9 protein-coding genes, 1 tRNA gene and 1 pseudogene are annotated in these 13,649 nt (G+C 53.7%); 4 read left to right on the top strand and 7 right to left on the bottom strand.

The features are described 5' to 3' along the window. Positions 1-24: 24 nt before the first annotated feature. Positions 25-606, bottom strand: a complete 582-nt coding sequence (locus tag P3M64_RS11135) for a helix-turn-helix transcriptional regulator (protein WP_132938638.1) — start codon at positions 604-606, stop codon at positions 25-27. Positions 607-961: 355 nt separating this feature from the next. Then, on the bottom strand, positions 962-2,062 hold the full coding sequence (locus P3M64_RS11130; protein ID WP_132938639.1) for a YeeE/YedE family protein: 1,101 nt from the start codon (positions 2,060-2,062) through the stop codon (positions 962-964). Between the two features lie 290 nt (positions 2,063-2,352). Here P3M64_RS11130 and P3M64_RS11125 point away from each other — a divergent pair. Next, positions 2,353-2,429, top strand: a tRNA-Arg gene (locus P3M64_RS11125). A gap of 39 nt (positions 2,430-2,468) precedes the next feature. Here the strand turns inward: P3M64_RS11125 and P3M64_RS11120 are convergent. Continuing rightward, positions 2,469-3,479 carry a tyrosine-type recombinase/integrase gene (locus tag P3M64_RS11120; RefSeq protein WP_132938640.1) on the bottom strand — a complete coding sequence of 337 codons (1,011 nt, stop codon included), beginning with the start codon at positions 3,477-3,479 and terminating at the stop codon, positions 2,469-2,471. Between the two features lie 1,087 nt (positions 3,480-4,566). On the opposite strand from P3M64_RS11120, the gene P3M64_RS11115 reads away from it, so the two are divergent. Then, positions 4,567-8,823, top strand: a complete 4,257-nt coding sequence (locus P3M64_RS11115; RefSeq protein WP_132938641.1) for an Eco57I restriction-modification methylase domain-containing protein — start codon at positions 4,567-4,569, stop codon at positions 8,821-8,823. Beyond that, complete coding sequence (locus tag P3M64_RS11110; RefSeq protein WP_132938642.1) at positions 8,820-9,584, top strand: DUF4433 domain-containing protein; 765 nt, start codon at positions 8,820-8,822, stop codon at positions 9,582-9,584. The genes P3M64_RS11115 and P3M64_RS11110 overlap by 4 nt, the downstream gene beginning before the upstream one ends. On the opposite strand, the gene P3M64_RS11105 is transcribed toward P3M64_RS11110, so the two are convergent. Next, positions 9,504-10,648 (bottom strand): IS3 family transposase gene (locus P3M64_RS11105; protein WP_407702156.1). Its coding sequence is split into 2 segments (ribosomal slippage): positions 9,504-10,390 and positions 10,390-10,648, totalling 1,146 coding nucleotides; the frame shifts between segments, so codons are not numbered across the junction. The two genes, P3M64_RS11110 and P3M64_RS11105, sit on opposite strands and share 81 nt — an antisense overlap. 69 nt (positions 10,649-10,717) lie before the next feature. Between P3M64_RS11105 and P3M64_RS11100 the strand changes: the two are divergent. Beyond that, positions 10,718-10,906: pseudogene (locus P3M64_RS11100) on the top strand (DDE-type integrase/transposase/recombinase); the annotation flags it as partial. A 45-nt stretch (positions 10,907-10,951) separates the two neighbouring features. On the opposite strand, the gene P3M64_RS11095 reads toward P3M64_RS11100, so the two are convergent. The 3 genes from P3M64_RS11095 to P3M64_RS11085 form a co-directional block, all read right to left on the bottom strand. Continuing rightward, positions 10,952-12,051, bottom strand: a protein-coding gene (locus tag P3M64_RS11095; protein ID WP_276157028.1) for an IS3 family transposase whose coding sequence is annotated in 2 segments (ribosomal slippage) — positions 10,952-11,790 and positions 11,790-12,051 — 1,101 coding nt in all. Because the reading frame shifts where the segments join, the coding sequence is not laid out codon by codon here. Continuing rightward, complete coding sequence (locus P3M64_RS11090) at positions 11,933-12,418, bottom strand: amidoligase family protein (protein ID WP_276157027.1); 486 nt, start codon at positions 12,416-12,418, stop codon at positions 11,933-11,935. Before P3M64_RS11090 ends, P3M64_RS11095 begins: the two co-directional genes overlap by 119 nt. A gap of 188 nt (positions 12,419-12,606) precedes the next feature. Next, positions 12,607-13,530, bottom strand: coding sequence for an AraC family transcriptional regulator (locus tag P3M64_RS11085; RefSeq protein WP_132939987.1), 924 nt, complete (start codon positions 13,528-13,530; stop codon positions 12,607-12,609). Positions 13,531-13,649: the final 119 nt, after the last annotated feature.

The raw sequence follows: 13,649 nt of genomic DNA, 5'->3' as shown, positions 1-13,649 counted from the left end.
TTCTTTACATCTTGGTGGTCAAGATTAAATAATTTTATGTTTTACCGCGATTGCAACCATTTGCTCTCGCGTCTTGGATCCAAGTTTCAATCTTGCGTTGCGCAAATGAAAACTCACGGTTACAGGCTGAATACCCAATTTATAAGCGATTTGATCGGTTCGCAGCCCCTCGGATAGCCACAACAGACACTCAACCTCGCGCGGAGCGAGGGCTTTGGCCAAGTTAGGCGCGAGCATTCTTTTTATATGGGTGACATCCGAATAGATGGACGTGATTTTTCCCTGCTGATCCCTCTTTTCATGGACATCGATAATCCGCCCATCGAGCATGACGTGCTCGAAAAAGGAATCGAAGGTATCGTCGCTATCGTGATAGGCGAGACGCGCGCGAACCCATGCCTCGTCATCCTTGAGCGCGGCGACATTCTGCTTACGCTCCGCCGCTTCCACAATTAAACGGCGAAACTCATTACGAGGCTTAATGACGTCCCTGATAAGCGGAAATAATTCTAAATATCGACTATTGAAATGTAGTAACCGGCCATCACCACCACATATTGCCAAACCTTGAGGTACGGTGTTCGCAAATGTTTCATATTTTAACATTGTCAATCGCCATTATCGGTAACCCTGTTTTATATAACTATCTTCTTTTTTATGAAAAATTCCAGAATTTTTATTTTATGACGACTAAAAATATCGATTAATTTACGTTTTTTAGAATCATGCCTTAAGAAGAAGAAAGGAACCTCCCCCGATTACGTAAAGCCCCCACCAACCTGAGCGGACGCATTTCCTTGCATAGTCATGTAGGTATTGGTGGGGGGAATGTCATCGTCGGATATTTTTTCTTTTTTGCCGCCACAAGGGGAATGCCGGAACCGGGGCGCCCGCCGACACGGGACGCCTCCCACAAAACGGAGCCGACCCGCGAGAAATCTCGGGTCTTCTCTTTTTCGGTTTATTCGGCGGGCGCCATGCCCTTGGTTGACCCGACGGCCCCCGGGCGAAGACGCAGGCGATCGACGATCAAGTCGGTCAATGCCGCGCCGACCCACATGGACAGCAAGGCGACCCAGGCCGTAAGAGCGAACACCGCCCCCCCGGTGACCCCCGCGCCGACGGCGCAACCGCCGGCCAGCATCCCGCCGAACCCCATCAGCGATGCGCCAAAAATATACCGCGGCATGGGACGCTCGCTGTTAAAACAGGCGAATTTCAGGTCGCGCGTCAATACGGCGGCGAGGAACGATCCGGCGAACACGCCGGGCACCATACCCAAATCAAAGGTAAGAGGGATTGAGGGCTCGTTAATCAAGGCCATCAGGGTGTCTGTCGAGGGTCCGATGAAGCTGATCGATTTGACCAAAATCGGATCGAACGATTGGTAGGACATCACATAGGTAAACAACCACCCTACCGCCACCATCGCGCCGACGCCGAACGCCCCCACGCCCACCCAAAGGCTCAACCGGCTACGCCGAGCCAGAATAAGGGCTGCGATCAACAGCACGGTCGCGATCAAAATCGGAATATAACCGCCGTTAAAACCAAGCACGGCCATCAGGTCGCGGCTGCGTCCGCCATCCACCGTCCACAGCTCGGCGAGCCCCTCGCGAAATGGCGACAACACGCCGCGCAACGACGCCTGAGCGATAATCGTCAGGACCAGCCCCGCCAACAAGGCCCGTAAATTCCCCGTCGCCGACAACACCAGAAGACGCGCCGCACACCCACGCGAGAAAATCATTCCGGCGCCAAACATCAGCCCGCCGATCACCGCACCCGACATGCTGCCGCGGGCCGCCAACTGGCGCGCCTGGGTGACGTCGAGAAGATCGCCCGCGATGAGCCACTGCGTCAACGCCACCGCACCGGAAAACGCCAACAACCAAATCGCCAATTTCTTGCCGAACACACCGCGAGAAACCTCGATCACCGCCGAACGCATACAAAACTGGCTGCGCTGCGCAAACGCGCCAAACGCCAAACCAACCAACAAACCGCCACTCGCCGCTACTATTCCGCTGCCGAAGGTATCGATGATGCCCGCGATATCCATGGTACTTTCCCCTGTCATCATACCCTTGCCAACACGCTCTACCCTGAACGCCGTCGAACGCACCGGCCCACACCATTATATTCGGATAATCTAATATAATACAGAAATCACATTTTAATAAAGTAAATTATACATCTGCAAAATGCGATAGCGCGCCCCCCCCAATAAAATTCACCCGAGACGGCATCACGATAAGCACCCCCCCCCTTTCCTCTCGGTAAGGTGAGGACAAAAACCCGGCAAGCATGTCTTGCGCGCCCGCGCGACATTGCGTAATGTGCGCACACCGTGCACCCGTAGCTCAGCTGGATAGAGCGCTGCCCTCCGAAGGCAGAGGTCATGAGTTCGAATCTCGTCGGGTGCACCATTCTTTTCAATGACTTACACCCATATTTGCTTATGGCATTTAGGCCGACTGTGCCGAAACTGTGCCATAGGCGTTTAACGCCCCGATTGCCCGCTCTTGGAAGTCGGGGGCTAAGTGCGCGTAGCGCTGCACCATCTGGAAGCTCTTGTGCCCCGTCAGGTGCATGATCTCGTACAAAGGAACGCCCAATTGTGCGAGCCGTGATGCGAACGTGTGCCTTAGGTCGTGAAAGCGGAAGTCTTCTAACCCTGCCCGCTTGCGCGCTTTGTCGAAGGTCGTCTTCACGTCCTTAATAGCCTGTCCGCGATAGGTGAAGACGGGACCGGACTCTTTAGGCTCCAACCCTTCTAACACCCGCTGTGCCCGGTCCGTTAAACGCACCGAGCGGTCTTCTCCGTTTTTGGTCTTCGTGAACGCGACGAACCCTCGCGCTAGATCAACGTTCTGCCAATCAAGCTTAAGAAGCTCCGAACGCCTGCCCCCGGTATCCACGGCAAAGGTGATGAGTGCCCGCAAGTGCGGCTTAGCCGCCATGAGCAAACGCTTCTCTTCTTCAACCGTCAACCACCGACACCGCCCCGGTTCTTTCTTCATGCGGGGAAACGGCGGCACCTGAGCCAACAAGCCTTCGCGAAACGCCTTGTTCATGATCGCCCGAAGCGTTGAAAGGTCGCGTAACGCGGTTGCGGGTTTAACTTCGCCCAACCGTTCATCCATCCAATCGCGGATAACGGCATGGGTGATGTCCGACAAGTTCATTTCACCGAACTTGTTGATCAACCGTTGCAGCCTAGATTTTACGCTCGCTTTATACGACACCGGGTTATCCCTTTGGCGTTCCTGTCCGTAACGTAAAAGAGCATCCGAAAACGCATGGTCGGGAATGACCCCGAAATGCTGTTCTAAGAAGCTCTCTTGTTGCCACTTCGCCGCTAAAGCCTCGGCTAACTTTTTATCGTTAGTTCCAGTGCTTTCGCGGTGGCGGTGGCCTTTTTGGTCTGTCCAATCCACCCACCACTTGGATGAGTTTGCGCGCTTAAAGATACGCATGTTTGCCGTCCTTTCTGACTTGCAGAAGTTCGGGCGCTGTTGTGTGCCTTATTCTGCTCCGCATGAGCTTCGATATCAACCACGTCCCATCGCTTGCAGCGCGGGCCTAAATTAACGAAAGGAATGTCAAAACTTAGAAACGTATCCACGCACACGCTAAGCCATCCCGCTGCTTCCTCTCGCGTGAGGTAACGCCGGGGCGGTAACGTATGAACCGTGGCCGTCTCCATGCTCATCCCTTAAGGGCTTCCTTTCGTCTTGAGCCTAAGGCTCTGTCTTTATCCTTGGCCTGTTTGCCTAAGGCGTTTGCTTTAGCTAAGGCCTCGACACACAGTCTTTCAGCTTTGCCTCGAAACATCTTTTCCCTTAGCTAAGGGAAAGGGGCGAAATTGCCTTAACTAAGGCCCGTAAAACGCATTGCCTTAGCTAAGGAAAATCGTGCGTATTTTCTCCCACGCCACGCGCTTTGTGTCGCCCGAGCCTTAGCTAAGGAAATTCGCGTTTTTGCCCTTAGTTAAAGCGGCCCAAAAGTGAGCGAATCGCCTTAGGAAAATGCCCAACGCCTCATTGCGTATTACGTATACGCAACTTCCGGCCCCAATGAGCGATTCCTGGAAAATCCAGCGATTATCCAGGAAAAACCCAAGAATGGACATTTACACCCCTGAAAAATCCAGCGATTTTCCAGCACTATTCCTGCAAATTTTCCCTAAGGTGTTTTCGAGGCCACGGCTTTAGACATTAGGTATACGTAACCTCCAGCGCCCAAGAGCGATTCCTGGATTATCCTCTAAGGATTTTCCAGGAATCACCTTTTGCTAACCCTGGAAAATCCAGCCCTATTTCCTAAATATTTGCAGGATTATCGCCTAAGGTGTTTCCCGTGCATAAAGGGTGCTGAGGTGGGGGGAATACGGCCGACATAATTACTTCCATACGGGCTCCAAAGCCCCGACTGATGGAATTCGGTGCAAAACAATCAAAACCAAATGCCGTATTATGTTGCTGGTTAGGCTTTCGAGTTTTAACTTGGGTGTTCAGTGCCGCAGCGATTCGCTGTTAGGTTGCTAACTTATGGGGGAAAGCCGTGTTTCTAGGCGCGTTATTCACAAAAGATTTCTTAGTAGAAGGTATCCGCGATACCGAGGCCTGGAAGGCCGTGGATGATGCTGCGCTCTCTGCGTTCAAGACGAATCTCACCGATATCTTTAAAGCGTTCCCCACAGGTGAAAAGCCAAACGAGTCTACAACTGAAAACGACTTGATTTTTCCTGTCCTTAAAGCGCTGGACTGGGATCACTTTCTAACTCAAATCACGGCAGCGAAAAAAGGCCGCTCAGACGTCCCCGACGCGCTCCTATTTAAAGATGCAGAAGCCAAGACCACAGCGAACAGCGAGGCCCAGTCCGCCAAAAAATTCATGCATGGCCTTGTCGTTGCTGAAAACAAGGCGTGGCAAATACCGCTGGATCGCAAGGGCAAACACGGAAGCGACCAAGACTTAGTCGATCTCGCGCAAAGTGCGCCTTCGACTCAAATCCTGCGCTACCTAACGGTTTCAGAAGTTCATTCAGAGGGCCGTATTCTCTGGGGCATGCTGACCAACGGGCGCAATTGGCGCATCTATTATCAAAAAGCTAAATCACGCTCCGAAGACTTCCTCGATATAGACCTGCCCTACATACTTGGTGTCGAGGGTATCGGCGATGACCTACTGGCCTTAGAGCCCGAGGTGCAGGATCATTGGCTAAAAGTCTTCTACATCATGTTCCGTCGGGCTTCTTTCCTCCCCGATGGGGCTGGCGAACAAACCTTCCATCAAATAGCGATGGCAGAAGGGCTCCTATGGGAGCGCAAGGTCGCCGAGAGCCTGTCTGGGCTTGTATTCGGCAACGTCTTTCCATCCTTGGCCGCTGGCCTTGCCGCTAACGACCCGCAAGCCCCTAACCCGATAACCCCGCAATATTTGGATGAGGTAAAACAAGCCACCCTAATCTTGCTCTACCGCCTACTCTTCGTCCTCTATGCTGAAGACCGCAACCTTCTGCCTGTGAAGTCCAAGCGCTATGACGATTACGGCATGCGCGACAAAGTGCGTATGGATATCGCCAAGCGCATAGATGACAAAGACCAATTTTCAGACAAGCGCACCATCTATTGGGATCACCTGAAAGGCCTTTTCGCGTCTATTAATGAAGGCGACGCGTCCATCGGCATCCCACCTTATAACGGTGGCTTATTCAGTGCTTCTCGGACACCAATGTTAAACCGCGCGGGCCTACCCGATTCTATTTTGGCCCCCGCAATTGACGCCCTTTCTCGCCATGACGAAAAGGGCGAACGTAAGTGGATCAATTATCGCGACCTGCGCGTCCAGCAATTAGGCTCTATCTACGAACGCCTTCTTGAATTCGAATTAGGCTTCAATGAAGACGGCAAGGTCGAAGTTCGTCCCAATATTTTTGCACGCAAGGGCAGCGGCAGCTACTACACACCCGACGACCTTGTGCAGTTGGTGATCGAGCGCACAGTAAGCCCACTGATCAATGAATGCCGCGACCACTTTCGGGATAAGGCAGAAGAACTTAAATCCGGCAAGGGTTCAAAAAAGGAGCGCCTCAAAACACTGCAAGACCTTGACCCCGCCAGCGCCATCTTGAACCTGCGCATTTGTGACCCGGCCATGGGTAGCGGTCACTTTCTGGTGACGCTCGTCGATTATCTGTCGTCGGCCATTTTGGAAGCCATTACCGAGGCTGAACACGTTGTTGATTGGGCCGACGATGACGCGCTGTATGCCTCCCCCCTATCAGAACGCATCGAAACCCTGCGCGAACACATCTTCGTCCAGGCCGAAGCTAATACGTGGACAGTTGAAGACGAACACCTTGATGATCGACAACTGGTGCGCCGCATCATCTTGAAACGCGTTGTGCATGGGGTGGACTTCAACCCCATGGCAGTGGAGCTGGCAAAGGTTTCGCTGTGGCTGCACACCTTCACAGTTGGCGCACCGCTGTCGTACCTGGATCATCACCTGCGCTGTGGCAACTCCCTGTTTGGTGAAGATATTCGTGACGTCATGGATGAACTGTCCAAACGCTTTAAACTGCTGATCAATCCATACGTAGCGCAGGCAAAGGCGGCATCCGCTGGCATGAAGACCGTGGGAAACCTATCCGACGTCGATATTGGCGAAGTCAAAACTTCCGCCGCAGCTTTTGAACAAGTACTCGATGACACCAAGCACCTAAGTGCCGTGCTCAGCCTGCGCCAAGCGCTACGCTGGATGGGCATGCACGACCTGACTAAGAAGAAGCTACCCTTTGCGCTGGAAGCTATCTTCGACGGATCTCTCGTTGCCCAGGCCAAGAACAAAGCCACCAAATCCAAGCAAAAAATGGACTTCGTACACATGGTCACGGCAGGCTTCCCCTTACACGATGATGGGGAACAACCGGACCTGACCGTCGCAAAGACCAAAAAAGGAAGCTCCGTCGGCGTCAAGCAGGCCGATGTGTTGAAAAATGCCGCGCGCATACTTGGCCGCGCAAAAGAGCTAACCAAAGAGCAACACTTCTTCCACTGGCAAACCGCCTTTCCCGACATCTGGGACAACTGGGAAAGTGCAGAGGTTACTGGTGGGTTCGACGCCATCATTGGCAACCCGCCATGGGACCGCATGAAACTGCAAGAAGTCGAATGGTTTGCCGAACGCCGCCCGGAAATTGCACATCAAGCGAAGGCCGCTGATCGCAAGAAAATGGTTAAGGTTTTGGAAAAAGCTGGAGACCCACTTTACGGCGATTACCTCATCGCTGCCGACCGCGCCGAATCTGCTGCCCAGGTTGCACGTAAATGCGGCCACTACCCCTTGCTATCAGGTGGGGATATTAACCTTTATTCCCTGTTCGTGGAGCGGGCCCAGAAATTGGTCAAGCCAACAGGTATCGTCGGCCTTTTGGTGCCATCTGGCATTGCGTCCGATAAAGGGGCCAGCGCATTTTTCAAAACCATCGCCACCAAGGGGCGTTTATCGGCGCTGCTAGATTTTGAAAACAAGAAGGTGTTTTTCCCTGACGTTCATGCGTCTTTCAAATTCTGCGCTTTAATTGCCGGGGGAAATGAACGCAAGTTTGAACAGGCCGAGTGCGCGTTCTTTTTGCACAGCATTGCCGAGATCGAAACGGCGGCCTTTGGCTTGCAGCCTTCTGATTTCGCCGCCGTCAATCCTAACACTGGCACAGCCCCCATTTTCCGCACGCGCCGCGACGCTGACCTGACTACCGCTATTTACGCCCGCGTACCGGTGCTGGTGGATCGTCGCAAGACCCCGCCCAAAACTGTATGGCCGGTCAAGTACACCACCATGTTTCACATGACCAATGATTCGGACAAGTTCCATACGCTTTCAGAATTGGAAGAGAACGGCTGTTACAAGGTAGGTGCCAACCGCTGGAAAAAAGGTGAAGACGAGTTCGAGCCGGTTTATGAAGGTAAAATGGTCCAAGCTTATGACCACCGCGCGGCTAATATTGTCGTTAACTTAGAAAATCTGAACCGTCCTGCCCAACCTGAATCGGCTACAACCGAACAGCATGCTGATCCTGCTTGGCTTCCCAATCCGCAATATTGGGTTTCTTCAAATGATATTGATTGGCCTGAAGACTTGAGCTTTGCTATTGCGTTCAAAGATGTAACAGCTCCAACAAATGTTCGTACTATGATAGCGGCTATAATTCCCAGCAGTGGCGTAGGCAATACGTTACCTCTCCTTCTTCCGCCACTCCCGGACATCCCAGAAGATGAAGACCTGATAGCGCCCTGGGAAAAGCAAGTTGCTGAAGCTGTTTGTGCATACAAGGAAAATTCCTTCGTCCTAGTAGCGAACCTTAATGCTATGGCATTTGATTATATCGCACGGCAAAAAGTACAAGGGCAGCACCTTAACAGCTACATCGTCGAACAACTTCCCGTCCTTCCCGACGCGGCCTATAGCCACAAAGTCGGCAAGACGACCGCCCGCGACATCGTACGCGAAGAGGTGTTGAAACTCACTTACACCGCCACTGACATGGAACCATTCGCCCGCGACATGGGTTATGAGGGTGATCCGTTTGTGTGGGACGAAGACGAACGCCGCCACAGCCGTGCGCGCCTCGATGCGCTCTTCTTCATCCTCTACGGCATTTCCCGCGAAGACGCCGACTACATCCTGTCCACATTCCCCATCGTCAAAAAACAAGACATGGCCGAACACGACCGCTACCTAACCCGAGACCTAATCCTCGCCTACATGGCAGCGTTTGAAGCTGGGTATGCAGATACGAGGGTGGCACCATGACGGACCGGCACATTTTCAGGATGATGCACTTCCAGAATGTAGAACGGATTCTGCAGGATGGTGCGATTCACGCAAAAAATTTTCGTACGCAGCCTGGATACCAGATTTCATACGAAAACATCGTCAACAAGCGTGGCACGGTGTACCGGACACCCGCTGGAGATGTTGTTAACGATTATGTGCCATTCTATTTTTCGCCGAGGACATCCATGGCACATACAATCAGTAAGGAAAATGTCCCACTGCGAGACCCGTCGGGAACTAAGGTCGGTGTCGCAAATATGGATGACGTTATTTTTATGGTTTCACACACATCACATTTTCAAAATGCTGCATTACCCTTTTGGTTTACAGATGTTGCATGCAATTCAGGCGCTATGGTGCCTGAGTATAAAAATGACTTTTCAGAACTTCAGAGCCATGTGGAATGGTCATTATTTGACGAAACACCAACTGTAGCCACGATTCCTGAGATCAGTTATAATGGCGTTTGTAGGTATTTTTTTGATCGTGACAATCCGCCAGAACACAGTAATCGCAGCACAAAACGCATGGCAGAGTTTATGGTGAAAGATCAGGTTCCATTGAAATTTATTGACTGTATCGTTACGAAAAACGAGACTATTAAACAGTCAGTAGAAGCATGGATACAGGCTGACCTGCCCCCCAAGACCGGTCATTCACGAAGAGAGTTCCGCCGCATGGTAAATATTTTTTGGGGCGGTTGTCACGTCATCAGGGGCATGCCCCTGATGACGTGACGCGAACTCTTGTGGCGTGGCGTAGGCCAGAGCGCTGTGTGGACGCCAGGTGTTGTAATCGATCCTCCATGCTTCGATGGTCCGTCTGGCGTCGGCCAGGCTGGTGAACCAGTGTTCATTCAGGCACTCGTCGCGGAACTTTCCGTTGAAGCTTTCGACGAAGGCGTTCTGTACGGGCTTGCCCGGTTCGATGAAGTGCAGCCGGACGCCGTTGCGGTACGCCCATTCGTCCAGCGCCTTGCTGATCAACTCGGGGCCGTTGTCCACGACGATGGCCTTGGGCAGCCCCCGTGTCTCCGACAGCCGTTCCAGAACCCGCACAACGCGCGTGCCCGGCAACGACGTATCGACCTCTATCACCGGACATTCCCGGCTGAAGTCATCGACAATGTTAAGCGTCCTGAACCGTCGACCGTTTGACAGGCCATCGGACACAAAGTCCATGGACCAGCGTTCGTTGACCCGTTCGGGCAACTCGATCGGCTGCCGGTCGACCGGGCCGATCCGTTTCCTCTTGCGTTTGCGCACCTGCAGACCTTCCTCGCGGTAGATCCGATGCACCGCCTTATGGTTCACCGTCCAGCCCTCGCGCAGCAGCAGGATGTGCAGACGGCGATAGCCGAAGCGGCGACGCTCACCGGAAAGTTCAACGATCCGTTCCCGCAGGCCCGTCATAGCCCGCTTTGTGGATTTGTATTGCCAGGTCGAAAGATTGAGGCCGACCAGCCGGCAGGCGCGGCGCTGGGAAAGCCCGTGCGCCGACACCATATGCGAAACCACGTTCCGCTTGACGGCTGGCCTCACCACTTTCGCGAAACGACATCCTTCAATGCCACGTTGTCCAGCATCGTCTCCGCCAGCAACTTCTTCAGCTTGGCGTTCTCGGACTCAAGCTCACGCAACCGCTTGGCGTCCGACGCCTCCATACCGCCGAACTTCGACTTCCAGCGATAAAAGGTCTGCTCCGCGATCCCGTGGCGCCGCGTGATCTCCTTTACGGAAAATCCCGCCTCCTGTTCCTTCAGGATGTTGATGATCTGCTCTTCAGTGAAACGTTTCTTCATATCGTCCTCCGTGGGTGAAGTGTAACGGAGAACTCTCTTTCATGATGACCCAGTTTTTGGGGGGCAGGTCAGTTTCGCATTCTGTGTGTCGTTGATGACTTCACGCGCGAATGTATTGGGCTTGTCGCCGATACGTCCTTGTCGGGTCTGCGAGTGGCTCGGGAACTGGATGATATCATCAAACAACGTGGCAAGCCGCGTATGGTGGTCAGCGACAACGGCACGGAGCTGACCAGTATCGCAATCCTCAAATGGTCACAGGGTAATACCCCCTTTTTGAATGGTCTCTGCAAGTAGAATGTTTTAAGCTGCCATGGGCATGCCCATGGCAAGTTTTTGTTTTGGCGTTATTCCGCCAATGGCCATGTTGGGCCGTTCATTGTTGTAAGTCCACAACCATGCTGTGGCTGCTTCCTGTACCTCGTCAATCGTTTCAAAAATATATTGGTTCAGCCAATCATATCTGACCGTCCTGTTATAGCGTTCCACGTAGGCATTCTGCTGTGGTTTGCCGGGCGGGATAAATTGCAACCCGATGCCACGTTTCTCGGCCCAGGTCGCCAGCAATTCACTGACATATTCCGGGCCATTATCGCAGCGAATGGTACAGGGCGATCCACGCCACTCGATGATCTGGTTCAGTGCCCGAATAACGCGGGTCGCAGGCAGAGAAAAATCAACCTCGATCCCAAGCCCTTCCCGATTGAAGTCATCAATGACATTGAAGGTCCTGAAGCTACGGCCATCACCGAGTTGATCGTGCATAAAATCCATCGACCACATGTCGTTGATCGTTTTCGGCACAGCAAGCGGTTCCGGCTTTTCCCGATACAGCCGTTTCTTCGGCTTGATCCGCAGGTTCAGCGCCAGCTCGCAGTAAATCCGATAAACACGTTTGTGGTTCCAGCCAAAGCCCCTGACGTTACGCAAATACAAAAAGCACAGCTTGAAGCCCCAGTTGCGTTGCCGGTTCGTCAGCAAGATCAACCCGTCGGCAATCTCGGCATTCTCATCGCTCAGCTTCGGCTGATAGCGATAGCAGCTTTCACTGATCGTGAAGGCCGCGCACGCTGACCGGATGTTAAGCCGCCCCGTGTTGACAGCACATTGTGCCATCTCACGACGCCGGGACGGCTTCACCACTTTTTTGCCAGGGCTTCCTTGATGACATTGTTTTGAAGTTGCACATCGGCGTACATCTTCTTGAGTCGGCTGTTTTCAGCCTCAAGTTCCTTCATCCGCCCCATCAGTGACGCATCCATGCCGCCATATTTGGCCCGCCATTTATAAAAGCAGGCATTGCTCATACCGTGCTCTCGGCAAAGCTCCGGAACCGGCGTGCCAGCCTCCGCCTGCTTCAAAATATTGATGATCTGGCTGTCCGTGTATCGGGATTTCTTCATTTGAATCTCCTGTAAAAACATTACGAGAAAATTCTACTTTTGAAGACCACTCTTTTTCGGGGGCATTACCGGCCAACCCGTCGAGTTCATCCCAAGGGATGGGCGGAGAGACGATTTCCGTGGGCACCAAGCCCGCCGAAGCCTTTCCGGCCAACGCGCGCATCTGAGCATCAAGGTCGCGTATGACTTTGACGCTCTCTTTGCTTGTCGGAAGGGCGCTTTCCTCGACAATATCGCCCAAGTCTTTTTCCGGGTGGACGACCTGTGTGTCCAGTTCGACGCGAAAATCGCCCCACCGTGTGTCCGTCACGGTATATACAAATTGCGTGTCGCCGGATTTAGCCCGACCTCCATAACACGCGATCACGGCCTGCGCCGCCTGTTTTGGCGACAGCCCTGCGAATTCGATCTCGACCCCGACGCCACGAACGGCGCCGGATGTGTTTCGAGGGTCGGGCGGCTGAGATATTTGGTTTTTCACACCGTTAGCCCCTTCAACTTATGGTGGATCAGCACCGAAACATCTCCCCGGCGAAACAAATCCGCATCCTCGGGTTAAGCGCACGTATCCGCCCCCTGGCGGCGGTAGCGTCCCGGCGTTTTTCCGACGTGGCGCGCAAAAACCCGACTAAAAGCGGCGTCTGTGGCGTAGCCGACCTTCTCGGCGATGGCGCCGAGGGGCAGATCGCTTTGGCGCAACAGGCATTTCGCCTTGTACATACGCCACCGGGTAATGTAGCCCAGCGGCGTTTCGCCCACGACCTCCTTGAACCTGCGGGCGAAGACCGAGCGCGACATCGCCGCCGCGTCCGCCAGCGCACGCGCCGTCCAATCCCGCCCGATATCGCCGTGCACGGCCCGCATCGCCGCTCCCAAACGCCGGTCCGTATACGCCGCCAGCCATCCAGTCGTCACCCGTGCGTCGCACAGACAATGCGCCCGTATCGCCTGCACGAATAAAATATCGGCGAGATGGCTGACCACCAATTTCGAACCCAGGGCGGGTTCCGCCGTTTCCAGGGCGATCAATTGCAAGGTCGATTGCAAAGCCTGGGCGCGCGTGCTGTCCATGCCGATCCGCAGGACGGGCGGCAACATCGAGAGCAACGGCTCGGCCCCGGCTTTATCGAAGAAAAAACACCCCCCGACAATATCCGCGGTCTGACCCCCGCCACCGAAGGAGACCTCGTCACCATCCCTATCGTGGAAAACCTGAGTGCATGGACAGGTCGGACTTTTCGGGTCGTCCCGCAAGGAAAACGCCACCTGCGGCGCGACGATATAGCAATCCCCGGCGGTCAGGGCCATCGGTCGGTTGAGGCCCGCCGACGTCAACCAGCAGCTGCCGCGAACCACCATGCCGAAACGCACCTCGGGTTCGGCGACGAAGGCAACGCCCCAAGGGGCGCTCGCCGCGAGGCGTCCATAGAGCGCGCTTTCGACCCGCATCGCCGAAAATATTTCGTCAAATAAATCCATTTTTCCTGACCATTTGGGATAATTGGGTAAAAATTAGGCCATATTCGACGGTTCATGGCCAATTCATATGCCTATACTTACACATCGCGAGCCTCAAACCAAGCCCCGTTCCCGGCGCT

Origin of the sequence: Varunaivibrio sulfuroxidans (assembly GCF_029318635.1) — a bacterium.
GTDB lineage: Bacteria > Pseudomonadota > Alphaproteobacteria > Rhodospirillales > Magnetovibrionaceae > Varunaivibrio > Varunaivibrio sulfuroxidans.
This window is presented reverse-complemented; position numbering and strand designations above follow the sequence as displayed.

Excerpts from the sequence above, each read along its gene's own strand:
- P3M64_RS11120 (WP_132938640.1), bottom strand. The coding sequence starts at position 3,479 with ATGCGTATCTTTAAGCGCGCAAACTCATCCAAGTGGTGGGTGGATTGG.
- P3M64_RS11110 (WP_132938642.1), top strand. The coding sequence starts at position 8,820 with ATGACGGACCGGCACATTTTCAGGATGATGCACTTCCAGAATGTAGAA.
- P3M64_RS11135 (WP_132938638.1), bottom strand. The coding sequence starts at position 606 with ATGTTAAAATATGAAACATTTGCGAACACCGTACCTCAAGGTTTGGCA.
- P3M64_RS11085 (WP_132939987.1), bottom strand. The coding sequence starts at position 13,530 with ATGGATTTATTTGACGAAATATTTTCGGCGATGCGGGTCGAAAGCGCG.
- P3M64_RS11130 (WP_132938639.1), bottom strand. The coding sequence starts at position 2,062 with ATGGATATCGCGGGCATCATCGATACCTTCGGCAGCGGAATAGTAGCG.